General features: G+C 42.2%; 15 protein-coding genes. 7 read left to right on the top strand and 8 right to left on the bottom strand.

The window, feature by feature from the left end:
* The first annotated feature begins 28 nt into the window (after positions 1-28).
* The 3 genes from ACFSKL_RS07900 to ACFSKL_RS07890 are packed head-to-tail and all read left to right on the top strand — an operon-like array spanning position 29 to position 3,119.
* On the top strand, positions 29-1,330 hold the full coding sequence (locus ACFSKL_RS07900; RefSeq protein ID WP_376885103.1) for a cryptochrome/photolyase family protein: 1,302 nt from the start codon (positions 29-31) through the stop codon (positions 1,328-1,330).
* Complete coding sequence (locus ACFSKL_RS07895) at positions 1,327-2,280, top strand: Smr/MutS family protein (protein WP_376885102.1); 954 nt, start codon at positions 1,327-1,329, stop codon at positions 2,278-2,280. The genes ACFSKL_RS07900 and ACFSKL_RS07895 overlap by 4 nt, the downstream gene beginning before the upstream one ends.
* Positions 2,281-2,285: 5 nt before the next feature.
* On the top strand, positions 2,286-3,119 hold the full coding sequence (locus tag ACFSKL_RS07890) for a hypothetical protein (RefSeq protein WP_376885100.1): 834 nt from the start codon (positions 2,286-2,288) through the stop codon (positions 3,117-3,119).
* Between the two features lie 411 nt (positions 3,120-3,530).
* Here the strand turns inward: ACFSKL_RS07890 and ACFSKL_RS07885 are convergent, their stop codons facing one another.
* Positions 3,531-4,676 (bottom strand): cystathionine gamma-synthase, encoded by a 1,146-nt coding sequence (locus ACFSKL_RS07885; RefSeq protein WP_376885098.1) that lies wholly within the window; start codon positions 4,674-4,676, stop codon positions 3,531-3,533.
* Positions 4,677-5,060: 384 nt separating this feature from the next.
* Here ACFSKL_RS07885 and ACFSKL_RS07880 point away from each other — a divergent pair, with 384 nt between their 5' ends.
* Complete coding sequence (locus ACFSKL_RS07880) at positions 5,061-5,777, top strand: TVP38/TMEM64 family protein (protein ID WP_376885095.1); 717 nt, start codon at positions 5,061-5,063, stop codon at positions 5,775-5,777.
* Between the two features lie 216 nt (positions 5,778-5,993).
* On the opposite strand, the gene porU2 is transcribed toward ACFSKL_RS07880, so the two are convergent.
* Positions 5,994-11,021, bottom strand: coding sequence for a putative type IX secretion system sortase PorU2 (porU2, locus tag ACFSKL_RS07875; protein WP_376885093.1), 5,028 nt, complete (start codon positions 11,019-11,021; stop codon positions 5,994-5,996).
* A 5-nt stretch (positions 11,022-11,026) separates the two neighbouring features.
* On the bottom strand, positions 11,027-12,139 hold the full coding sequence (locus tag ACFSKL_RS07870; protein ID WP_465252694.1) for a putative type IX sorting system protein PorV2: 1,113 nt from the start codon (positions 12,137-12,139) through the stop codon (positions 11,027-11,029).
* A gap of 402 nt (positions 12,140-12,541) precedes the next feature.
* Between ACFSKL_RS07870 and ACFSKL_RS07865 the strand changes: the two genes are divergently transcribed.
* From ACFSKL_RS07865 to ACFSKL_RS07855, 3 genes are all read left to right on the top strand, one after another.
* Positions 12,542-12,871 carry a PadR family transcriptional regulator gene (locus ACFSKL_RS07865; RefSeq protein ID WP_376885090.1) on the top strand — a complete coding sequence of 110 codons (330 nt, stop codon included), beginning with the start codon at positions 12,542-12,544 and terminating at the stop codon, positions 12,869-12,871.
* 3 nt (positions 12,872-12,874) lie between these two features.
* Positions 12,875-14,791: a PspC domain-containing protein gene (locus ACFSKL_RS07860; protein ID WP_376885088.1), complete on the top strand. Its 1,917-nt coding sequence runs from the start codon at positions 12,875-12,877 to the stop codon at positions 14,789-14,791.
* Positions 14,792-14,983: 192 nt separating this feature from the next.
* On the top strand, positions 14,984-16,384 hold the full coding sequence (locus ACFSKL_RS07855; RefSeq protein WP_376885086.1) for an MBL fold metallo-hydrolase RNA specificity domain-containing protein: 1,401 nt from the start codon (positions 14,984-14,986) through the stop codon (positions 16,382-16,384).
* 497 nt (positions 16,385-16,881) lie between these two features.
* On the opposite strand, the gene ACFSKL_RS07850 is transcribed toward ACFSKL_RS07855, so the two are convergent.
* From ACFSKL_RS07850 to ACFSKL_RS07830, 5 genes are all read right to left on the bottom strand, one after another.
* The gene (locus ACFSKL_RS07850; protein WP_376885084.1) at positions 16,882-19,089 is read right to left on the bottom strand and encodes a glycoside hydrolase family 3 C-terminal domain-containing protein; all 2,208 of its coding nucleotides are present in this window, start codon (positions 19,087-19,089) and stop codon (positions 16,882-16,884) included.
* A gap of 86 nt (positions 19,090-19,175) precedes the next feature.
* Positions 19,176-20,978, bottom strand: coding sequence for a glycoside hydrolase family 2 protein (locus ACFSKL_RS07845; RefSeq protein WP_376885082.1), 1,803 nt, complete (start codon positions 20,976-20,978; stop codon positions 19,176-19,178).
* A 24-nt stretch (positions 20,979-21,002) separates the two neighbouring features.
* The gene (locus ACFSKL_RS07840) at positions 21,003-21,131 is read right to left on the bottom strand and encodes a hypothetical protein (protein ID WP_376885081.1); all 129 of its coding nucleotides are present in this window, start codon (positions 21,129-21,131) and stop codon (positions 21,003-21,005) included.
* A 10-nt stretch (positions 21,132-21,141) separates the two neighbouring features.
* Positions 21,142-23,568: a glycoside hydrolase family 2 TIM barrel-domain containing protein gene (locus tag ACFSKL_RS07835; protein ID WP_376885079.1), complete on the bottom strand. Its 2,427-nt coding sequence runs from the start codon at positions 23,566-23,568 to the stop codon at positions 21,142-21,144.
* Positions 23,569-23,578: 10 nt separating this feature from the next.
* A complete protein-coding gene (locus ACFSKL_RS07830) occupies positions 23,579-25,210 on the bottom strand; it encodes an alpha-L-fucosidase (RefSeq protein ID WP_376885077.1) in 1,632 nt (543 codons plus the stop codon).

Here is a 25,210-nt window from a genome sequence, read left to right as displayed (position 1 = left end):
TATTAAGAGATAGGACAATGAAATTACTATGAAGAAGATTAGCATATTTTGGTTTAGAAGAGATTTACGGCTAGAGGATAATACTGGATTGTACTATGCATTGGAGCAAGAAAAAAACGTATTGCCCCTATTTATTTTTGACAAAAACATCCTGGACAAACTTGAAGACAAAGAGGATGCAAGGCTTACCTTTATCCACGACCAAGTGTCCAAAATCTCCCGTCAACTCCAAGATTTGGGGACAGGCATATTAGTCAAATATGGCACTCCAATTGACATCTATAGGGAGCTGATGGACACTTATGCTATTGAGAATATCTATACCAACAGAGATTACGAACCATACGCAAAAGAAAGGGACTTGGCCATCAAGGAGCTTGCCAAATCAAAAGGAATCCAATTTTTGGATTTCAAAGACCAGGTGATCTTTGAAAAGGATGAAATCCTGAATGGAAGCGGTGAGTATTACAAAGTATTCACTCCCTATAGCAAAGTCTGGTTGGAAAAATTCCATAAGGCAAATATCCAACTCCTGTCGCTGGAGGACAAGGGCAAAAACTTCTTTGAAACGCAGCCCTTTGATATGCCGACATTGGAAGAAATGGGATTTGTGGCAAGCAATATCAAAATCCCAAAGCTGGAAATAAATGAGCCATTGATCAAGAAATATGATCAAGTAAGGAATTTTCCAGCAATCCATGGAACCAGCAGGTTGGGCATACATCTCAGGTTCGGTACAATCAGCATTCGGAAATTGGCGATTGAAGCTGCGAGCTTGAATGATACTTACCTCAATGAATTGATATGGAGGGAGTTTTACATGATGATTCTGTATCATAATCCGCAGGTTGTGGACAAAGCTTTCAAACCACAATATGACCATATTCCCTGGAGAAATTCGGAAGAGGATTTCCAGAAATGGTGTGATGGAAAGACGGGTTATCCAATAGTAGATGCAGGGATGCGGGAATTAAACACGACGGGTTTTATGCATAATCGGGTGAGAATGATAGTCGCAAGCTTCCTGACCAAGCACCTTTTGATAGATTGGAGATGGGGAGAAGCATATTTTGCACAGAAGTTGTTGGATTTTGAGTTATCTTCGAACAATGGAGGCTGGCAATGGGCTGCCGGGACAGGCACCGATGCCCAACCATACTTCAGGGTGTTCAATCCAGAATCCCAAACAGAGAAATTTGACAAAGAACTCAAATACATCAAAAAATGGGTCCCTGAATTTGGAACTCCAGAGTATCCCAAACCGATGGTTGACCATAAATTTGCCCGGGAAAGGGCTATAGAAACATACAAAAAAGCATTGAATTCATGAATATAGGTGATAAAGTGAGATTGCTTCACGGCAATGAAGAAGGGGTGATTACCAAAATATCCGCTGGTGGTCGAATAGAGGTTGAAATTGAAGATGGATTTAGGATTCCTGCCATGAAAAATGAGGTGGTGGTCATTTCAGCCTCTGAAAGGCAATACTTTGGAGATGGGATAAAAGAGGAAAAACCGACAAGTTTTGCTTCCAAGTCAAATGATCTTGATCAAAATGACGGTATTTACCTGGCATATCTCCCAATCAATGACAAAGACCACAGTATATATCTGGTCAACCCAAGTCCAAGGAATTACCTGATGATGGTCTCGGAAGTCTATGGAGATAATAGCCGTACCTTGGTATCGGGAGAGCTCAGTGCAAAGGGCAGCAAGAAGATTGGTGAAAAATCCATTGCTGATTTTGAAGACTGGCCTACCCTATTGTGTCAGTTTTTTCCAATCCACCAAAAAATAGAGAAAACCCAGCCTTCATTTGAGCGCAAAATCAAATTCAAAGCCACTTCATTTTTCAAGAGTAAGGGAAAGGCTCCCATTTTGGAAAAGAACGGGTATATCTTCAAGCTATCCGAAAACACAAAGGACATAGATGTCAAGCAATTGAATGAGGAGTTGAAAAAGGATACTGCCCCAGCAACTACCACACAGTTTCCAAGACCAGAAAAAGACATTGATTTGCACATCGAAAAACTTACCAAAGACTTCCAATTCATGAGCAACAATGAAATGCTGAAACTCCAGATGGATACCTTTGAGAGGAATCTCAATTATGCGATCGCACACGGAATGGATGAAATCACATTTATCCATGGGATTGGAAATGGGGTCTTGAAAAAAGAAATTCATAAATATCTCAGTCAATTAGGAAATATTAAGTACTTTCAAGATACCCAAAAGAATCGCTTCGGATACGGTGCCACATTAGTCAGAATCTCCTAAAGCCAATGAACGGTAAAATTTCACCTATTTTCCATCATTTTGATGTGCAATTCGAAGAAGCCAGAGCGTCATTTTTGGCACTGGGGAAACAGTACAAGGGAAAAAAAGCTATAGAATTAGAGCAAAAGCTTATTTTCCTTGAAATCTATATCCACCTGATCTCCAAAATACACTTTGATGAGAAGAAACTTAAATTTGAGATTTTTGAACCTTTTAAGACCATCTTCAAGGGGTTGAAAAAAACGAAGCATTTGAAATTTGTAGTCCAGGAATTGGAGCAGATAAAGGCAAAAAAGAATCTGACTTTCAACACATACGAAAAATTCCTGATGGATGAAAAAAAGGATCACTACAACAAAATGTATGATCTGATTGTTTCCACCCCTTTGAAGATATGGGAAAAACTCTATGCAGATGTGCGCCACCACAGCTTAGGGCTCAAGCCACTGATGATCAACACTGCTACCACGCAGATCATCAATGAAGAATTGGAGTTTTTCAATGTAGACAACCAGCACAAACTGGACAACAAAGCCTTGAAAGATATTTACGAAGGGCTTCGGATTGTCACTGCTTTGGAGAATATCAGGATTGATTCCGGATTCAACCCTATTTTTGTCAGGGAAGTCCACATCAAAATGAACGCACTCCAACAAACCCTTCTGTCATGGTATCAAAACCAGTTATTGACCCAGCATTTGGTTTATTTTTTTGGAGACAAAGAAGAGATTTCCAGAAAGTACAAAGACCTATTGGCAGACTTGAAACAAAACAAAAAGAAATTGACCAGCAATGTAGAAGGGCAGTGTAAATACTTGTTTGATAGGATTTTGAATTGAAAACCATTTGATTACCTGCAATGATACCAATAGGTTAATTAAACGCTTAGAATTATCTGGATAATCATAAAAAACTACATGATTATCCGCAATGGCACCAGTAGTTAAATTATGCATATGTAATCATGCGGATAATTGTCAACTACGCCACGGCGCACGAGTGTCGACGGTTGACGGTCAACTTGCCCTGGAAACAATATGGATACATTATTTTAAATGGCTACTGGTAAGAAAGCGGATATACATAAAAAACTATTTGAAGGTATAAAAAAACAAAAGCCTGTCAGATTTATTTCGTGACAGGCTTTCTTTTGTTTATAGTAAATCCTCCCCTTGGTCTGTATCCTCACAGAACAACAGAAACGTTCCTGAAGGATAGAATCTACCAAGACCACTTCCTTTTTTAGGATTTTATATCAATTCCAATGCTTTCTTCAGATCCTCTTTTAGATCTTCGGAATCCTCTATCCCAACACTCAAACGGATCAATGAATCCACCAATCCGACCTTTTCCCTTTCTTCTTTTGGAATGCTCGCATGGGTCATCGTCGCAGGATGGCCACAGAGTGACTCCACACCTCCCAATGACTCCGCCAATGCAAAATAGTGGAGATTCTCCAATACTTTTTTGGCATCTTCTATCCTATTGCCAACCAAAGTGAATGAGATCATCCCACCAAAATCCCTCATTTGCTTTTTCGCAATCACATGGTTCGGATGATCTTCGAAGCCAGGCCAATATACTTTCTCGATTTTCGGGTGGTTTTTCAAGAATGCAGCTATAGTTTTACCATTTTGGCAATGTCTTTCCATTCTCAGGTGCAATGTCTTGATCCCTCTCAATACCAAGAAACAGTCCTGTGGACCTGGAGTAGCCCCACAAGCATTTTGGATAAATGCAAGCTTATCCGCAAGCGCATCATCATTCACAATGATCGCACCCATCACGACATCAGAGTGTCCACCTAGGTATTTGGTTACTGAGTGCATAACAATATCGGCTCCCAAGTCCAATGGGTTCTGTAGAAATGGTGTCGCAAAAGTATTGTCAACAGCAAACAAAACCTGATGCTTCTTCGCCACTGCTGCTATAGCCTCTATATCAATGATATTCATCATTGGATTGGTTGGGGTTTCTGCCCAGATAAGCTTTGTATTTTCATTGATGTAGTTGCCTATCGAAGCAGGTTCATCCATAGACACGAAATGGAACTTGATTCCATATCTTTCAAACACTTTGGTGAAAATCCTGTAGGAACCTCCATAAAGATCATTGGTGCTGATGACTTCATCACCCGGATTGAGCAATTTGATGATGGCATCTATTGCTCCCAGACCTGAGGAGAAACAAAGGCCATGTTTTCCATTTTCCAATGCCGTGAGGTTGTTTTGCAAGGCTGTTCTGGTCGGATTATGAGTCCTGGAATATTCATATCCCTGATGGTCACCCGGTGAACGCTGCACGTAAGTTGAGGTTTGGTAGATTGGGGTCATAATCGCCCCAGTGGAAGGATCTGGTTCTACACCAGCGTGTATTGCTTTGGTACCGAATTTCATATATTATTGTTTTTCTTCATCAAATTAACTACTGCTAGTAAAAGTCCATTTACTCTAATAGACCACTCAATTAATTACCGATAAGTCTAGTTCTTACTGATCCCCATTAAAGAAGTCATTCAAACCTAAATCCAAAAGTTCGACTTAATGAACCCTATGAAACGATAGTGATCTTGTTGGTGAAAAAACTTAACCACAAAAGACACTAGGAATACACAAAGGACATAAAAACATCAAACTAAAGTTGAGAAATTTCCATCAGAGTGAATCATTAATACTTCAACAAGATTCTTTCATAAGAATTCCAAAACAAGACTATATAATTCGCATATCAGATAACAGGCTATCTATAAAAGCTATATTTTGGATTAACTTTGCCCAAAGATGGAAAAAAAGACAGGGATATTCAAGGATATCAAATTAATCGGAAAGAATAATCCAGCAGTGGCGATCGCCCTATTGTGGGTCAGTATTATCCCTTCGATTTGTAGCTTGATATTGGTGCCTTTAGCTGTTCGAAACACCTCATTTCTTGAGCAAATTGACTTTTCAAATGCACTTGGTATATTATTGTACGTTTTCGGAGGAATGCTTTTGATGGGACTGGCATTGATGCCTACTACACTCTTTGCAGGATTATCTGGGTTTCTATTTGGGTGGCAAGCATTTTTGTGGGTGATTGTCGGATACTCTTTGGCCACATTGCTTGGATATATTTGGGGAAAAAGCCTTGGAAAGGACAGTTTAGATTTGATCTTGGAGAAATACCCCAAAGCCAAAGATTTGATTAGGCAAAAAGAAAACAAGGTTGGTGAACTTATATTCTTCGTGAGACTGAGTCCGGTTATTCCTTTTGCACTTTCCAATTTATTGTTCGCTTTACTCAAGAGTGGCTGGAAAAAATTGGTGTTTTTCGGCACTTTTGGTATGCTCCCACGGACTACCTTGGTCTTCTTCTCAGGTACCATCGCATCGGATATCTACAGTGCTATCCAACAAGATGGGATTGGCGGAAAGGGCTGGGTTTTTATTTTTTTGCTGGCATTGAGTATTTGGGGGATTTGGAGTTTTTTTTATAACCCAATTCAAAAACAATCCTAAATAGAAACCATTTATTTGATTTCGAGCAAACCAAACCTTAACCTGCAATTTCCACATTGCTATTCATCAATTCGACATTGAAGTTTACTTTGGCCTTCAATGCACTAAAAACTCTCAAAATCGTATCTACTGTCACACTAATCTACGATCGATAAAAAAACAGATAGGTTTTGTTTCTGTTAAAACCCTCTTTCTCACGAAAACACCACTTATATATTACCTCAACAAATACATTTTCCCATACCCCTGCTTGAACCCTTTGTCTCCGGCTGTGGCTCTGGGTTCTACAAATTGTCCTTCTTTTCTGACCAACACCCTGTAGATATACACCCCATTTGCCAACTGATCACCAAACTCGTCCCTTCCATCCCAAGCAAAATCCGTGATATTATTCCCGATCCTAATCGGTCCCAATTCATCCTGCAGAATTTCCCTGACTACCCTTCCAGTCACGGTCATGATCTGGATTTTGATCTGGTCTGGCACTTCTGATCCTGTGACCGTAAACACAAACCTTGTACTTGTACTGAACGGATTGGGATAGGGATAAAAGTTGGTAATGGTCGATTCGTTTACCACTTCGAAATTCACCTCATAAGGTTTATCCACTCCCAACTCCTCTGTTGTCACACGGAAAGTATACACCCCATCTTCCAATGGACCGGGTTGCAATTCGATCCTAAAACTGCTATTCTCTGTAGCTGGCGACCAAGAAATCTTTGGACTTGAGAAGTTCATTCTTTCAAATTGGCATCCTTCACATTGTTTTTTCAAAAACAACTCCAATCCCATGGTATCCTTCTTGAGCAGAAGTGTCTTTTCATTTTTGAGCAAGGTATTGATCAGGACTGTTGGAGACACGATATCACCATCCATAATATATGTCCCATCAAAACTCACATCCAAAATAGCATTGGTATTGTCAGGAATCACATTGATGTGGTCTATCAAGTCCACCACATTGTTTCTAAAAGTCTGTTCCATGATGATCCTTGGATTGGCAAAAACCTCGATATTGATATTTCCTCCACGGCCAACCGAAACAAATTCCAGGTCAAACTCATGGCTTTCACCTGCTTTGATAGCTGGGATTTTCATTTCGAACCTTTCTATTTTCTTTTGAGTAGTATTGTTAAAAACCCACTGCACCGTGATGGAATCCAGATAATCGTACTTCGATACATTCAGAAATTCAAACTTCAGGCTGGTATCCTCACCTTCCTGCAAGGAAATCTTTTTTTCCCTCCCATGATATACCAGCACTCCTTCCGGCACTCCCGTATAATTCACCTGCCATTTGTCCAACTGGGCTGGTGCTGTAGATTGCTCATCATCCATCGCAAACCTCAAACGCAAATAGGGAAACTGTATTGGGTTGATACTATTCAAATCAATCTCCCCATCTCGGACATTGGAAAAAAGGACACTCTCCTCTCCATTTTCCCTAATCCCAATTATATCAAAAACAGTCAACTCATCATTGATCCAATCCCTGGACTTCACATCCCTAAAATACCTTTTCCACTCAGATGAAGGACCAATCCTTGGGGTAATGATGCTCCCAGAGGTAAAGTAGCCTGTCACCTCGGAATCAAATTCTATGATTTGCTGGTTTGGTTCTACTTCCAGATTTGTCTTGCCAACGATTTCTATTGCCTCACCCGGGCGCATGCCTTTTCTGCCGTGGAGAATATATGGCTCACCATTCTTAAGATTGCGCAGCGTGGCTTCATTTGCGCCAACTTCTTTGAGCTTCGCAAAATTCACATCCTGCCATTGTTCATAATTCACATTTCCTACAGAGAAAATCGTCACATAATCCCCTTCCGCCAAGCCGTCTATATACTCTGACATGATGGTCTGGTTGGGATCTGCCAGCCAAGAATTCCGAATACTCTGGATTACTTGTGGCACCCTGCCACAACTTCGCCCATCCAATATATCGAAACCAGGAATTGGTATTACCAAATATGGTGTCAATGAGCGCTGTTCAAATGCTACCAAACCCAATGAACCGTTGGGGCACAGTCTGGTATTTGCATTATTGACATTGTCAATGATCTGGGGAATGCCACCCAAATAGAACTGGGTGTTTCTAAAGGTCAAACTATCCGCATCCACCCCGAAAGTGAAGACACCAAAACTCAACTTTGTATCCTCATATTTCCATTCCTTTTTGCTGGGATCGATCACAAGGTTTTCCAAACTGTTTTTTTCCAATTGGGGCAATTCTCTCTGTGTCCAGCCTTCAGGTCCATTTTGGATGTAGGAGAAACTCGAACTTATCCATTCATCACTTTCTCCCGCTCTTGGGTTGAGGTATTTGGATCTCCAATAGAAAGTCAAAGAATCCACAGTCGCTATGTTCTCAAAAAGATCGATACCCCATCTTGAAAGAGAGGAAGTAGTCACTCTCCTTTCCCTCCTTCGTGCGGAGGTAAAATCGGCAGCCGTGTCAATCTGCACGATCAATGTCCTCTCTTCTACCGAACTGCCGGGGATTTGGGTGATCAGTTCTATATTCTGGGTATTTACGATCCCAAAATCAAAGGGCAAAATATTCATTGTCCCACTCAAGGGAATAAATTGTGTCGTCGTGAGGCTATTGTTTGCATAAGTCAATTCCTCCACTTCCCTGGACCTGTTCACTTCGATGGTAAACTGATTGTCTCCAAAAGCTTGGATTGCTGAATTGGGAATCGTGAAATAGACCGTATCTCTTCTAGAAACTGGTGGCAGCATGATTGATTCATATTGGATATGGGTACCGTCGGGCAGCCTTCTGGAAACCCTAAAGTCAATGGAATCAAAATCGACCCTGCCCAAATTCCTCAAAACCACCGATAATTGCAATGAATCAGATAGTGCGTTGAATGGATCGCCGTCAAAGCTCCCCAATGTCACTTCTTCTGCATTCAATGCATAATCAGGCCTATTTGCGGGAAACAATCTGATCGCTGGATCACCCAGCATGATCAACTGTTCGGCGTGCGCCCTGTTGACTGAGGAAGTACCAAACCTTTCATAGAATAGTTTTTCTGTCTCTTTCCGTATCGTTCCAATGGGTTGGTGGATCATGGACGAATCCGAAAACGCCTTTGCATAAAACGATTCGCTGTATCTCCTCAAGTAAATGTCCACCCCAATATTCGCATGGGCCATGAAGTTTGTACTTCCCTTTCTTGGTGTCAATACCCAGTCTTCCCCAAAGGTAAAGGCGTTGCCAAATGCATTTCCTGCATCACAACCATTCAACAAAAGCATTGGATATTTTCCTTGGTTGTTGTAAGCCATAGTGGGATCAGAGGCAAAACCTATTTCTATATCCAAAACAGTGGGTGCTCCATGACCAAAAAATGTAATCAAGCTCGCCCCATTATTGACATCACCCGATATGTCAATCAGCTCAACTGTGGAATTGGACCTCTTTCTATAGGTTTTTACATTTCCTCCCAAATAAGGTCCTTCCGCAATGTTTTTGAATCCATTGAGAAAATTGAAATACCTATCCAACTCAAATGCAGATACGCCACCACTCAGGTGGATAATCTCTTTTTGCCAAGGTTGAGAAGCTCCGAGCGCATCTTTTTCTTTTGCTTTCTCTAGGTAATCTGCCACATGCTCCGGTGTTCTTGCGGGGATCCTACCGATGGCGACAGTAGACACAAGGGGATTGGCTGGATCCAAGCCAATGGAATAATTGCTATCCGCATATGGGTATCCTGCCGGGGGAACCATGTCCTGAAATTGGAAAATAGAAGGTCGCTTGCGATAGAAATGATTCACGGAATTTTCCCTGGCTGTGCTGAAAATCCCTGTAGACCGCCCTACCAAAAACAGAAAGTCAGGTTGATGCAAAGGATAGTAAGCACGAAGAAATTCATAGATTGCCAGTGGGGTTTTCTCCCCAAAAGTAAACTGGTCGTACAATTCATCCACATTGACTACCAAAGTATCATAAGAACCACCTGCCGGAGAGGCCCTATGTGCCGCATATGCGCCTACCGGATCACCATAGCTTGCCGAGGGTCTCCTCAAAGCCCTATTGGTCACAATGATGAAATCGGCAGATTGATTCAACAGATTTCTAAACCTCACCGGTCTCATCACATTGACTCCGATGACATTTAGCTGATTTTCCAGCATAATTTTACTTTCCCTTTCCGCAACACCTGCCCTCAAACCTATCTGATTGCCAGTCTTTGTGACTGGTATCCGAACTGGATTGTTGGGGTCGGATATTTCATGGGCAATGTAGTCAGAGATTATATTTCCAATTTCCAATTTCCTCTCCCCAGCTGGCACCATCAACAATTCCCTCGGAACATCCTTGTTTTCCACATTTTTCGGATAGACCAACCGAACGTAAGCCAAAGAAACATTGTCAGGATTTGTAGTTGCGTTGGACAAAAACTGGACAGCCAAACTCCCATCCGAATTGAAGTCTGTTGGCAATACAGGGACTTCTACATGAATCGCCTCATAATTTTTGTATTCGAAGCTGGCAGCATTTCTAAGACTGGCAGCATTGACCCCGAGCCGAACGACTGTCAGATGCTGGGATTCCGATCTTCCCGTCAATCCGATTTCCAATTTTGCGGACAAACCTGGACTAACTTGACCAAGTCCATTGAAGGTGATATTTCTGGGGGTTCCTTTCACTATCGGGGCTGACATCCAGCCTTGCCCCTCTTCAAACTCGGAAAGCCTAGAACTCGGAAAGTACGTAGGTCCCAGATTATATTGGTCAGAAAAAATCTCCAACTCTTCGGTTTGGTAATTGGAAATACCTTCCAAAGCGCCATCGACAGGCTGTCTAATAGACATTCTTTTGCCCCTGACTCCGGGAGTGACTGTGAAGAAAAATGCGGTGGAATCATTGTGGGTATTATACATGGTATTTCCCACATGGGAAGGATCTAAGTATAATTTGGCATCCAATGTCCCATCATTTCTTTTTCCAAAAAACTCAACAAAATCATTTTGGTCAAACCTCCCATCATCGCCTCCCTGCACATGGATCGCCACTTCTTCCCCCCTATGGAATAACCTGATATCCCGTGGATCCAATCCGTTGACATTGATGCCCGAGGCAGAGAGGGTCGTAAAAGTAATTCTATGGATGGCATCTTCAGCGGTGTAGATCCGATAATAGGTGTTGTTATAATTGATCCAGTTTGCCTGTGCAAAAACACTGGCAAAGCAAAAAAACATCAAAATGCTATATAAAAGCCTTTTTTTCATATTGATCAATTATCCCAACCTTTGTTAAGCCTAAACTTCCCATCAAGTTCATTCAGACTCACTTTGACACTAAAGACATGCGAATAGGGAGTTTGCGAAACCCCACCAATATCCGACAATGCATAATCTATTTGAAACTTTTCATTCAGGAAAACCCCTACTCCAAAACTCGGCTTCCAAACAAATGAAGTCGAACTGTCAAAATCCTTGATTTTTTGGACATTGCTGCCTCCTGCCCTCAGATAAACGAGGTTTCTATACGCTGCCTCCAGTCCCAGTCTTGGGTCGATACTGACCAAGTTGGTAGCGAAGACTGTATTTCTCCTTCCATCAAAAGTAAAATCCAAATCAAACACGCCCTGTAACCTAATTTCATCATTCACATCAAAATCACGGGAGACACTGAATATTGCCCTGGGCAGAGTCAATTCAATGGAATTGATGGGCACTTCATTATCTGTTTGTGAATATATGTCCCTGACCATTTCGGCATTGTGTGACCAGGCATTGAATGTCGAAGTCACGTCCCGCAACATCACCCCAAACCTCCACTGATCCAACAAGACAATCCCTCCCAAGTCCAAACCAAAACCCCAGGCATGTGCAAATTTGCCCACATTTCTGTGGATGATCTTTGTGTTGACCCCAAGTTTGAAGATATCACTTACATCCCTGGCAAATGATAGCAGCAAGGCATAATCCGCTGCATTGAAAAATTGGATATTGTTGTAGTTTAAGGCTCCGTTTGCATCATAGAGAAACCTAGTATCGGGAATATCATCTACACCAAAGCGAATCAGGGAAATGGCGATTTGGTTGTCTTCCTCGATATTGGTCGTAAATCCTGCGTAGTCAAATTTGGCTATTCCTGCGAAATACTCAGCATGCATCAGGGAGAATTCATATTCATGCTTCACGCCTATCAAACCTGCAGGATTCCAGTAGGCAGCCGTCACATCCCTCACTGCGGACACTTGCGCCCCACCCATGGCCAATGCCCTAGCGCCTATCCCAATATTCATAAACTCATTGGAGTATTTGGGTACAATAGACTGAGCCTGTAGCCCTGTCGGGCCAAAGGTTAAGAACAAGACTATCAAACACCCAAAAAACCTCATATACAAGTAAGAATCACTTACGCAAAGTAAAAATAAAAACACAGTATTTGCTTAATTCCCATAAAATTAAACTGATAATCACAAGAAAAATCTGTCCGATATCGTACGGGGAAATGTACGTTTCAATTACAAATCCATTTGCCATCATTGAACTTGCAACTTGCCTTCAAAAAAAAACATTTGACCCCTCTAATCCCAAAAAGTCCCTTAAAATTAAATCAATGAATATTTTTTCAAAATTGAATGGAATTTTCTTCCAAGGACTGCCAAGAAACTGGTATAACAAGGTAGCTTATTTAACTTTGGTATAGTTTTTCTCTAATTCTTGGCATAGGGAAAGTATGGCCGTAGAGAAAGCCATGCTTTATTCCACAAAAGAGAAAAATTAAAAACAGAGAATATATGAACGCTTCAAATACACAAATCCAAATGCGGAAAGGACTCTTGGAGTTTTGCATTCTGCATATTATCTCAAGAGGTGAGGTATATGCATCGGATATGATTGATGAATTGACTGAAGCCAAAATGATCGTAGTCGAAGGCACGCTCTATCCGCTACTCAACAGACTGAAAACGGCGTCATTGGTATCCTACAAATGGGTGGAGTCTGAGTCCGGCCCACCCAGGAAGTATTATTCCATCACCGAAGAAGGAAAGGGCTTTTTGGAAACCCTGGACCAGACCTGGGAATCTTTGGTAAAATCGACTCAGTTAATAACCTCAAAGCGCTAAGACATGAAAAAGACAATAAGTATCAATATAAGCGGGATTCTTTTCCATATTGAAGAGGATGGTTTCGCTACACTCAAGAAATACCTGGATGCGATCAACAAGCATTTTTCCCATTATGAAGATAACCAAGAGATCATTTCGGATATAGAAAACCGCATTGCGGAGATTTTCCTAAGCAATCTCAAAAACAACAAACAGGTAATCACGGCAAAAGATGTGGAGAACCTGATTGAGAAAATGGGTACCATCGCCGATTTCAAAGCATTGGAAGATGCTGACCCAGACCAGAAGCCCATAGACAAGGAAGAAGAAAATGCAAACACTGAAAACGACTTCTATAAATACATCACACCTCCCGGGGAAACTGCCAGCCAGGGTTATAAGAAAATCACCAGGATGGAAAAAAGCAAGATCCTTGGAGGTGTCTGTGCGGGATTTGCCAATTACTTCTCCATAGACCCACTTTGGACCAGATTGATAGCCATCTTGCTGCTGTTTAGTGGCAACCTCAAGTTTGGAAGCTTCAACTGGATGCCATGGAATGCCAATTTCAGTCTTTCCATTGGTTTGTTTGCATTGGTAGCCTATGTGGTTTTATGGATTATTTTGCCAGTTTCCTATGATGATCCTGAAGACAAAAATGTCAAAAAACTCTACAGAAACCCAGATGACAGAACACTTGGGGGTGTTGCCAGTGGATTGGCGGCATACTTCGGGATAGAAGTGCTCTGGGCAAGGTTGATTTTCATCGCATTGATATTTGCAGGTGGATCGGGATTGGTGATCTACCTGATCCTATGGATCATCACTCCTGCTGCCAAGTCCATCACCGAGAGGATCCAGATGAAAGGTGGGGCGATTACGCTTGACAATATAGAATCAACGATCAAGGAAAACCTAAACCCCATCATCAACAAAGAAGAAAGTACCGCAAGAAAAATCTTGATGGCACCTTTCCGGGTCTTGGGGATGATCATCAATGGCTTAGGTGCTGCATTGGGCCCTCTTGGAAAAGTATTGTTGACCATCATACGGGTTATCTTTGGCTTGATTATCTTCGTCATAGGCTTGTCCATCACAATAACCCCAATCACTGCATTGGCAGTATATTTCAACTTTATTCCATCTGCCGATCTCTATATGTTCCAACGGGAACAAATACCAACTGAATGGCTGACAGAAATCCTACCGGTATGGTTGGTAATTGCTGCCTCTGTTGCGGTATTGATACCAGGTTTGGTATTGATCATCCTTGCAATCAGCGTTTGGGTAAAGCGAAATATATTGGAGGCAAGAATGGGCTTGATCACCTTTGGAATTTGGATATTGAGTATAGGTGTTTGTGCATTCCAGATCCCAAAAGTCATTTCCCAGTTTAAATCCGAGGCCACACATACCCAAACAGAAGAAATCAGTCTGGATGACCGGGTATTGCTTGTCAAAACCAACAACAACCATTTAAAATCTACATTCACGCAACAGGTGACCCTACAAATCGAAGGAAAAGACTCGGGCAAAGCTGAATTGATCCAAAAGTACAAAGCCAGGGGAAGGACTAGGTCAGAAGCACTCAGCAATGCAAAATCAATCCCTTACACCTTCACCTTGAAAGACAGCATCATGACGCTCAACAGGTCTGTTGAATTGAATACACTGGATAAGTTCCGGGTTCAGGAATTGGACTTGATACTTGAGATCCCCTACGAACAAGTATTTGTGATGGACAAATCCACACTCCCAATCATCAGGAATACCCTAAACAAAAACGGATACAAAATCAGGGACGTTAACTCCAGAAACCACTGGGTATTCAATTCAGATGGATTGCTATGTTTGACTTGCCGCTCAGAACACAAGAAAAGTGAAGCAGACTCCATTTCAAGGGCAAAGTTTGCCGAGGCGTACTTTATGAAGAAGTGAGAGGGGGATTGGAAAATTAGGGGATTGGAAGATTGGAAGATTGGGGATTGGTTGATTGAGTTATTGGGGATTGGTCGATTGGAAGATAGGGTTATTGGGGGATTGGAGATTGGGGGGCTGTTCTTTAATTTTATTGGAGCTTTCTGTCAAAAATTACGCTAACTTTAAGAGGTCAGAAAAACCCAAAATCAGATGAATGTTAAAGTCAAATTTTTAGGCGGAGCAGGAACAGTAACCGGCTCAAGGTACCTTTTGGAAATAGACAATTTCAAATTGCTTGTAGATTGTGGCATGTTTCAAGGTATAAAAGATTACAGGCTTAGAAACTGGGAGGAGTTCCCAGTAAATCCGGCTGAAATCGACATGGTCATACTGACCCATGCCCATATCGACCACACAGGCTACCTCCCAAAACTTGTAAAATCAGGTTTCAAGGGACCTGTGTATTGTACCAACCCTACTTTGGAGCTGGTCAAAATCATGTTGCTGGATTCAGGCAAACTACAGGAAGAAGAAGCTGCATTTGCCCAGAAAAAAGGATACTCAAAACACGAAAAGCCTGAGCCACTCTATACTGTGGAAGATGCCGAGAAGGTTTTTCCTTTATTGAATGGGGTTGATTTTGAAGAGGTCCAGTCGATTGTCCCATTTTTTGATTTTACTTTCTACAATGCCGGACACATTCTTGGCGCTGCGATCCTCAAGCTTCGGGTAAAAGGGGAAAACCAGGTGAAAAAGATTGTTTTCTCTGGTGATTTGGGAAGGTACCATGACCCTATCCTCAACCCTCCGGCCAGATTGCCTTTCGCTGACATATTATTTTTGGAATCCACCTATGGAGACCGGGTTTCAAAAGTAAGGAACCAAGAAGATGAACTCGCCTTGGCCATCAGAAATGCCTACAGAAACGGTGGTGTGGCAGTGATCCCTGCATTTGCGGTAGGCAGAACCCAACTGATATTATTCTATCTGCACAGGCTTCAGCAAAAAGGGAAAATCCCAAATATCCCAATCTATGTCGACAGCCCAATGGCCATAGATGTAACCAATCTTTATAAAAAATTCAATCATTACCATAGGTTGAAACCCGTATTGGAAGAAGAGGGCTGTAATCCTTTTTCACATAAAAACCTGCATTATTATCAATCCCAGGAAGCTTCCATGTCACTGAATGCACTGAGGGGTGATGCGATCATCATCTCTGCGAGTGGGATGGCTACAGGAGGAAGGGTGATGCACCACTTATACAACAGACTTCCAAATGAACAGGATTCGATCATTTTCGTAGGCTACCAAGCCAAAGGCACTAGGGGAAGGAGATTGCTCGATGGGGAAGAAAGTGTCAGGATGTATGGATTGAATGTCCCTGTCAAAGCGTCAATCTCCTATGTTGAGGGACTTTCCGCCCATGCCGACCAAGAGGAATTGGTTGATTGGGCACAAGGGTTCACCTCAAAGCCAAAGATGACTTTTTTGGTTCACGGTGAAGACGAAGCAAGGAAGTCATTGGGAGAAAAATTAAAAGAGGAATTGGATTGGAACAGTACCATACCTGAATACTTGGAAAGCTTTATGCTTTTTGAAGGGATTTAGGGCTTGGTGGAGATATGAGATGTGTGAGATGCACAAATTGAAGAAGCAAGAAGCAAGGGGCGAGAAGCAAGAAAAAGAAGTTGGAAAATGAACAGTGTCTATAAATTTCAGTTCGAGATTTCTCCCCGCAATTCTGCGGGACAGGCTCCACGCCTCCCTTACGGGAGGTAAATTCGAAATGACCAACAAGTCACCTCGACGGCAGGAAAGGTCTCGTCCCGTCTTTGAAGCAGGCAAGTGAAAATTGAAGTTGGAGTGTGAAATTCAGTACGAGATTTTTTCCCGCAATCCTGCGGGACAGGCTCCTCTAGTCGAAATGACTTGCCTCTAAAACGAGGACGTAAATATAAAAAGAGTGTCAACTATTTTCAGGACGTGACAGCAAAACTTGCCCTCAGGGAATACCTTAAGAGTTTCGAGTAAACCCCGGGAAAAACTATATAGCCATTCCCGGGATCCTTCATCTATCTTGGTATTTAGCCAGGATTAAAATATGCCTACTCAACTTTCAGGTTTACTTTGGACTTAATATCAGAGGAAGAACTACCTAATAAAATCGAATACACCCCAGGCTCAACTACCCAGTCACTTGCTTTTTCATCGTAATATGCTAGGCTGCTTATTAGCAATTCCAGTTCTACTTTTTTGCTTTCACCAGCTTTGAGGTAGACCTTATCAAATACTTTAAGCTCTTTTTCTGCCCTAGATACAGCTGATTTAGCTTTGTTCACATATAATTGCGGCACTTCAGCTCCATCAGTTTTTCCTGAATTAGTCAAGGTAAACATTACTTTTACTGTCTCTTTATCACTTGCTTGGTTTTTATCAATCGATAGATCACCATAGTCGAAGGACGTGTAGCTCAATCCAAATCCAAAAGCGTATAATGGTTTGATCTTTTTGGTATCAAACCATCTATATCCTACAAGGATATCTTCTTTGTAATACTGATCAATACTATCTCCCGGGTAAGAGAGTTCTCCATAAAAATGCGCACTGTTATCTTCCAGTTTTTTGGGGAAAGAAAAAGGTAATTTACCTGAAGGATTGACATCACCAGATACAACATCAGCCAAAGCACTTCCAGCTTCGGAACCCAAATACCAACCCTGCATAATCGCAGGAACTTGATCCACCCATGGCATGGCTACGGCATTGCCACTCAACAATATCACTGCCGTATTTTTGTTCACTTTCATAATATCCTGAATCAACTTATCTTGCCCAAATGGAAGATCCATTGACTTCCTATCCCCTCCTTCACAGTCCTGATAGTGATTCTTATTGAGACCTCCTATGAACAATACAATATCTGCCCCTTTTGCAACATCAACAGCAGCTTTACTCAGCGAATCTGCATCATATTTCGATGGCTCCTCGCGTCCGTAGAGTGAAGGACCCGATGCATAGCCAATACTATATGTGATGTACTCTTCTCCATACTTCTCTTTCAGTCCTTCCAATGGACTTATCTCATAGGCTGCCTTCAAGGATGAGGATCCACCACCTTCTACAAGACTCCGGGAAGCATTTTCTCCGATTACGGCTATTTTAATTTTTTTGTCTACTGGTATAGGAAAGAATTGATTCTTGTTTTTCAACAAAACTATACCTTCTTGCGCAACCTTTCTTGCCACCTCACTGTGCTCAGGAGATACAAATTTACCAAATGGTCGATTTGCACTCATCGTAGTCCTGAAGATCACCCGAAGTATCCTACGTACTTTGTCATCCAACACCTCCATATCATATATGCCTTCTTCCAATCCCTTGCGAAAAGGGTCGGCAAGAAAATAAGAGGAATAGGGGAATTTTCCACTCGTAGTCAATCCATCGGTGTACGTTCCCATTTCTATATCAAGTCCATTGTTGACAGCCTGATCTGTATTGTGAACTCCACCCCAATCACTAATCACCAATCCATCAAAACCCCATTCACCCTTGAGGATTTTATTCAAAAGCAGGTCACTATGACAGCATTGCTCTCCTCTAAATTGATTGTACGCGCCCATGACTGACCATACTTCACCTTCTTGTACTGCCGCTTTGAATGCGGGTAAGTAAATCTCGTGCAAAGCCCGATCACTTACATTGACGTTGATATGACCTCTCCAGACTTCTTGATTGTTTAAGGCAAAATGCTTCACACAGGCTGCTACCCCTGTGGATTGTACACCATGAATGTATGGCACCACCATGCGAGAGGCCAAATATGGATCTTCTCCCATATACTCAAAATTCCTCCCATTTAATGGGGTACGATACATGTTCACTCCTGGCCCCAAAAGAATGGTTTTGTTCCTATACCGAGCTTCTTCCCCTATAGACTCACCGTAAGCCAAAGACAAGTTGGTATTGAAAGTAGCGGCAAGGCAAGTGAGTGCCGGAAATGCCGTACAGGAATCATTTGTCCATTGGGCACCTCCCCATTCGTCCCAATAAGTTTCTTCCCTGATCCCATGAGGGCCATCAGTAGACCAAACCTCTGGTATACCAAGCCTAGCCACCCCTTTTGAGCTGAATTTAGATTGGGCATGGCACATGGCTACTTTCTCTTCTAAAGTCATCAATGAAAGTGCACTTTCGACACGTTCTTCAACGGGTCTGTTGACATCTAGGTAGGCTACTGGTATTTGCTGCCCAATAACAGGTACAGACATGAATGCCATAGTACATAGCATCCCAAGTTTTACTATTAATTTCATTTATGTTTTTGTTTAAAGTATGTAACAGATTGAAAATCTGTAATTCAATGTCGCTTAGATTCTTCTAAACTAGCTACTGGGGAACATCATTTACTCTTGAAGTATTCCTTCATTACATACCAGGCTTTTTTCTTGTCACCCTTTTCAGACAATAAACCTTTTCTATTATATCCCTGCTGATAGACTGTGTGCATTCTTCCTGGCGATTTGTAGTCAAAAAGCAACCATGGGCAAACTCCCACAAGGTTTGGGACTTTATTGAACATTTCAACCTGATCTACATAAATCTTCTCCTGATATCCTTCTGTCCAATAGGCAGCTTCATCTTCCGGTCCTCCCTGACTGCCATACATAGCTTCTCCCCCAAACTCAGAGATGAAAAGAGGTTTGTTTGGAAATGCAACGTGCCATTGTGTTTCGGAAGGTTTTCCCTGCCATGGTATGTACCAGCCTATGTATTCATTTACCGCCACGATATCTGAATGCAGATACAGTGAATCTGACACCCCAAAAGTATTGTCCTTGTAAGTCTGGGTATTAGCAACATGAACGACCAGTCTTGTCGAATCTTCAGCTCTACATTGCTGTGTCAATTCAATAAGGGCATCGTTTCTCCCAGGAGTTCCTGGGTATGTTTCGTTTGATAAAGCCCAAACAACTACACCACATCGGTTTTTATCTCTGCGGATCATTTCTTTGAGCATATTCTCCATTTTCTGGGGAACCAGACTATCTTCAAATTGAATATGTTGATAGATGGGCAATTCACTCCACACCATTAATCCCATTTTTTCAGCTTCTCTCACGGTATTTTCACTATGTGGATAGTGAGCCAATCTTACCAGGTTACACCCCAACTCTTTGGCAGCATTCAGTAAAACTTGGGCATCCTCAACCGAATGGGCCCTAGATCCTTGATGTGGATTTTCTTCATGAATATTCACTGCTTTGATAAAAATTGGCTGTCCATTAAGCAATATGTCAGTCCCTTTTACCTCAATACTTCTAAATCCAATTTGGTCTTTGACGATATCTGTCTCGCTCTCGATGATCACTTCGTAAATTTTGGGATTTTCCGGTGACCAAAGCTCGAATTTCGAGGTAAACTCTATGTTTGCAATACCATCCTCATCAGTTTTTGCTTTATGGATCAAGTCCAATTCAGGTATCCTTACTTTTACCTTTTGAGATGGTTTTGTACCATTCAATTGGATACTTCCTTGCACGGTATTCAAACTACCCTTTTTTAATTGGATAGTATAATCTTCGATGTAAGTATCGTTCGTTTCGATCAGATCAACATCCCTGGTGATACCCCCAAAATTAAGCCAGTCGAAACTAAACCCTGGCAATCCATTTCCATGGCGTCTGTTATCCACTTTCACTATAAGAGCGTTTTCACCTTCCTTGACTATATCAGTGATTTCGAACTGAAAAGGTGTAAAACCACCTTCATGACTACCGATTTTCTCCCCATTCAAATATACATTTGCTAGGTAATTCACCGCACCAAAATGAAGGAATAGCCTTTTCCCAGACTTTCGGGAATAATTGAAGGACTTTTTGTACCATGCAATCCCTTCAAGATGGGTAAGTTCTCTCAGCTGGGAATTGAAGTCACCCGGAACTTTCAACAAAGGAGCTCCTTCGAAAGAATACTCAAAAAAGTCAGTCTTTTTCTGTGGTGTTTTCTCCTGCCATACTTGCAGGTATTCCCCACTATTGGCTGGGTCAATCATTGTTTTCCATTCACCATTCAAGCTCATCTTATTATCTCTCGACTCGACATTGATCATCGCTGTTTGGCCATAAGTGTGGCTAAGGATCGCTATTAAGGATAGTACTGCCAGAATCCATTTTTTCTTGGCCGTCTTTTTGTATTTGCTCATTTCTAAATATTTCAATTTGGTCAATTACTCTATATTTTGCCTCGAAGACTGTCGTGCTGCCAGCTGCCAACCTTGCTCTGATTTTATCCATACATTGGTAAACCTCCTAGGAATCCACTCATCCTTATCGGCTACCATAGTTGTATGTGTCATTCTCTTCCTGTTATTCCGCTTTCAGCGTAGCTGTAGCCACAGGTAATGCTCCACTCCTAGCAGTAATGGTTATTTCTCCTTTCTTATCTGTCGATTGCACGATAGCCAAACATTTACCCAGATAAGCCTCCATTTTTTCACCTTTCAATGGGGTATGGCTTTTTTGATCACCGTTGCCCACGGCGGCGAGCTTGGCTGCACCAGTCACTTCAAATTCAATCAAATTGTCAGCAAAAGGAACAGGTACGTCATTGGCATCTAAGACCTGTACGCCCACATAGCTCAAATCTTGCCCATTCGCTTTGATTACTTTTCTATCTGGAGAAAGCACAAGTTTGGCAGGTTCTCCAGCTGTTATGATTTCAAAGGAAACTGCCTTCCCATCTTTGGTTCTACCAACAGCTTCTAGCGTACCTGGCTCATAAGGTACTTCCCAAAACAGAAAGGCTTCTTCCTTCAAATCCCACTTGCGGCTGCCAAGGGATTTTCCGTTCAATCTCAGTTCTACATCGGGGACATTGGTATACACATGTACTGCAAGTGTATCCCCCAATTTACTATGATTCCAGTGAGTTTCTACTTTCGGCCAATTCCAGAAAGAGCTGATTTCCCTGTTCCTTGCCGATTCATCAGTCTGAACAGCGATATACACCATCGGCTCATCATTCCAAAGTGCTTTTCTAAACCAGTATCCGGGCTTGGGAAAGCCACACATATCTATCACACCACAATCCGCCCCCCTCCAAGGCCATTCAGGCCAAGTTTTCCAGAATTCGAACCCAGTACCCACATGACCGATACCTGCCTCACCAAGGTAATCAAAGCCCGTCCAAAGGAATTCCCCGGCCACATAATCCTCCAACTGGCCGTCGAGCCATTGTTGGTATGATCGCATTTGCCACGCATTGTGATCATGGTAAGGGTACATCACCGTTTCAGAACCATAAATCACCCTGTTGGGGTATTTTTTGTGGTCTGCTTTATAGTGAGCTTCCTGATAGTTGTATCCCACAATGTCGAGTAATTCCAGTGCTCCAAAAGCATTGAAGTTAAGAATCTCATTGCAGGCAAGGGTCAGAGGTCTTGTTGTATCGTACTTATGCGAAGCCTCTGTCAGCATATTGATAATCCTCAAAGCATTATCCTTGTTATACTGCTCCTTCAGTTCATTGCCAATGCTCCATGCTATAATTGAAGGATGGTTACGATCGCGTTTGATCCAGTTTTCTATATCCCTTTCGTACCATTCCTCAAAATTCGATGCGTAGCCCGCAGGTGTTTTACCGTCCATCCACTCATCGAATATTTCGTTGATCACCACAAAACCCAAGCTATCGGCATAGGCCAACAGTTCAGGTGAAGGAGGATTATGGCTCATCCTTATGGCATTGCAGCCCATTCCCTTCAAAATCTCCAATTGCCGCTTATGGGTATAGTCCAACACTGCAGATCCCAGTGGCCCTCCGTCGTGGTGGTTGTTTACTCCTTTTAGTTTTACATGCTTTCCATTAAGGGTAAAACCCTTGTTGGGATCAAAGTTGAAAGTTCTGACTCCGAAAGAAGTGGCATAACTATCCACCATAGTATTCCCAGACCAAACTTCCACTTGCAAGCGATACAAATTGGGCTGTTCAACAGACCATAATTGAGGTCGGTCGATACGGATGTTCTGGTCCAATTTCAGTTGTTGACCTACTTCTGCCCTCGTTTCCGATTCTGCTTTACCAATTTCCAAACCTTTGACATCAATAAGTCTAGTAATTACCGTGCAGGACTGTCCGACATCATTTTCATTGGTCAATTCTATGGAAACATCTATACTTGCCTCATTTTCGTCTGCATCAACCGTGCGGGCAAAAACTCCCCATTGATCGATGTGCAGCTTATTTTTGGCAAGCAGCCAGACGTGCCTGTAAATCCCTGATCCGGTGTACCACCTTGAATTGGGCTGATCGGAAGTATTCACCTTTACCGCAAGTATATTTTCCTCGCCCACGGGATTCAGATGCGGAGTCAGGTCATAATAAAAGGAAGAATATCCATATGGACGGACGCCCAAGTATTGCCCATTGATCCAGACTTCACTGTTTCGGTAAACGCCATCAAAGAGAATCCAAACCTTTTTGTCAGAAAACCCGGGAGATGTCCTGAAAGCCTTCCTATACCATCCTATCCCACTGTAAGCATAACCTCCACCCGGTCCGGTGGCGTAGGTAGAATCAAAAGGATGTTCGATGCTGAAATCATGTGGCACATCCAGCAAGCGCCAATCCGAATCATCAAAACCAGGCTGCTCAGCACCGGGATGATCGTCAAGTGCAAATCTCCAATCGAAATCGAAAGGAATCTTTGCGTTATCTATGACCTGTTCTTTTTTGCAAGATCCTAACACTATGAATAGGAAAAGCAGACTTAAAACCAATTGAATTCTAATCACTTTGATTGGATTATCTTATTACCTTGAACACCACCGCAATATCATTTGGAAGCGTCTTTGGCTTCTTAATTACCAATGCATCCGAAGTTTGCTTCCATGAAAGTTTTTCATTACTACCCAGCATTTCAATCTTTTTGATTTTGCCTAACTTTGGGTTTTTCCCCAGTGACTTTATGCTGATGTCTTCGGTAGGAGCACCAAGAGTCGTTGCATAAAGCACATTATCTTTCTGGTTGAAGCGGATATCTTTTTCAGACAGAACCACTTTGCCTTCATTAAATCCTGCATTATCAAGAGGGTTGATAGATTCTACAGCAGGACCCTCCCCATAGATATCCCAGGGACGTGTATCAAAAATACTTTCTTGATTGACTTCCATCCAAGAACCAACACCTTCCAATATTGCGATTTCTTTATCATCTATGGTCCCATCCCCGCGAACTGGTACACTTAGCAATAAATTCCCGTTTTTGCTGACAATATCTACCAATGTACGAATGACGCTTGCCGCTGATTTGTAACGGTTCTGTTCATAAACAGCTCTGTTGTAATGCCAGTCACCTATACAGGTGCATGTCTGCCATGGCAAATCTTGCAACTTGTCAGGCGCTCCCCTTTCCACATCCCAAACCATACATTGTTTTTGTTCATCAGACAAAATTTTACCAAACATCACTGCTTCGAGTTGGCCATTGTTATTGGCCATATTACGGTTATAGTAATGGGCAGCTATATTCAATCCTGCATCACTTATAGGATACAAGGGAAGTACAGTATCATCAAAGTACAACAGATCTGGATCGTATTTATTAATCAGATCCATAGTACGATTGTAAAAATTCTCACTATACACCTGATCTGGGATACTGGCACCATTTCCCCAGTACCATTGACCTTCAGGGAAGTATAGATTCTGCCAGCCCTCACTATGTTCATGGTTCTGGACATAAAGTTCCTGTGGATCCAAACCTTCCCACCATTTTCCTTTTCCATCCTCTTTGGTAAGGTGACCGTCATAGGGGACACCCGCTTTGACACCGGTAGTATCTGTTCTGCGGGAACTTTCATACCAAGTCCAAGCATGGGTAGAGTGCACACTTAGCCCAAAAGGTAAATTTTGCTTTTTGGCCGCTTCCGCCCAGCCAGCTATGATGTCCTTTTTGGGGCCCACGTTTACCGAATTCCATTTTTGGTACTTGCTATCCCATAAGTCCAGGTTATCATGGTGATTGGCCATGGCAAAGAAATATTGCGCACCGGTTTTCTTATACAACTCGATAAGTTTTTCCGGATCCCATTTGTCGGCTTTCCATTCATTGATCACGTCTTTGAATCCAAACTCAGAGGGATGTCCGTATTTTTCGAGGTGTACTTTGTATTGGTGAGTCCCCTCAATATACATATTCCGGCCATACCAGTCACCAGCCTCTGGCTCACATTGGGGACCCCAGTGTGCCCAGATACCGAATTTGGCATTACGAAACCATTCAGGGGTCTCATATTGCTGGAGCGATTCCCAGGTAGGTTCGAACTTTCCTGGAGCAATGGGCTCATTCCCTTCTCTAATTGGAGACGGAAAGTTTTCCTGTGCCAACAATGATTGACAGAAAAAAAGCCAAACAGCAAACATTATAATTCTCAT

The organism is Belliella marina, from assembly GCF_042682445.1.
Taxonomy (GTDB): domain Bacteria; phylum Bacteroidota; class Bacteroidia; order Cytophagales; family Cyclobacteriaceae; genus Belliella; species Belliella marina.
The sequence above is the reverse complement of the archived record's forward strand: the minus strand, read 5'-3'. Positions and strand labels throughout refer to the sequence as shown.

What these genes read in the sequence shown, in the direction of transcription:
- ACFSKL_RS07895 (WP_376885102.1), top strand. Translation starts at nt 1,327, where the DNA reads ATGAATATAGGTGATAAAGTGAGATTGCTTCACGGCAATGAAGAAGGG.
- ACFSKL_RS07870 (WP_465252694.1), bottom strand. Translation starts at nt 12,139, where the DNA reads ATGAGGTTTTTTGGGTGTTTGATAGTCTTGTTCTTAACCTTTGGCCCG.
- ACFSKL_RS07885 (WP_376885098.1), bottom strand. Translation starts at nt 4,676, where the DNA reads ATGAAATTCGGTACCAAAGCAATACACGCTGGTGTAGAACCAGATCCT.
- ACFSKL_RS07850 (WP_376885084.1), bottom strand. Translation starts at nt 19,089, where the DNA reads ATGAAATTAATAGTAAAACTTGGGATGCTATGTACTATGGCATTCATG.
- ACFSKL_RS07890 (WP_376885100.1), top strand. Translation starts at nt 2,286, where the DNA reads ATGAACGGTAAAATTTCACCTATTTTCCATCATTTTGATGTGCAATTC.
- ACFSKL_RS07860 (WP_376885088.1), top strand. Translation starts at nt 12,875, where the DNA reads ATGAAAAAGACAATAAGTATCAATATAAGCGGGATTCTTTTCCATATT.
- ACFSKL_RS07855 (WP_376885086.1), top strand. Translation starts at nt 14,984, where the DNA reads ATGAATGTTAAAGTCAAATTTTTAGGCGGAGCAGGAACAGTAACCGGC.
- ACFSKL_RS07865 (WP_376885090.1), top strand. Translation starts at nt 12,542, where the DNA reads ATGAACGCTTCAAATACACAAATCCAAATGCGGAAAGGACTCTTGGAG.
- ACFSKL_RS07880 (WP_376885095.1), top strand. Translation starts at nt 5,061, where the DNA reads ATGGAAAAAAAGACAGGGATATTCAAGGATATCAAATTAATCGGAAAG.
- ACFSKL_RS07845 (WP_376885082.1), bottom strand. Translation starts at nt 20,978, where the DNA reads ATGAGCAAATACAAAAAGACGGCCAAGAAAAAATGGATTCTGGCAGTA.
- porU2 (WP_376885093.1), bottom strand. Translation starts at nt 11,021, where the DNA reads ATGAAAAAAAGGCTTTTATATAGCATTTTGATGTTTTTTTGCTTTGCC.
- ACFSKL_RS07830 (WP_376885077.1), bottom strand. Translation starts at nt 25,210, where the DNA reads ATGAGAATTATAATGTTTGCTGTTTGGCTTTTTTTCTGTCAATCATTG.
- ACFSKL_RS07840 (WP_376885081.1), bottom strand. Translation starts at nt 21,131, where the DNA reads ATGACACATACAACTATGGTAGCCGATAAGGATGAGTGGATTCCTAGG.
- ACFSKL_RS07900 (WP_376885103.1), top strand. Translation starts at nt 29, where the DNA reads ATGAAGAAGATTAGCATATTTTGGTTTAGAAGAGATTTACGGCTAGAG.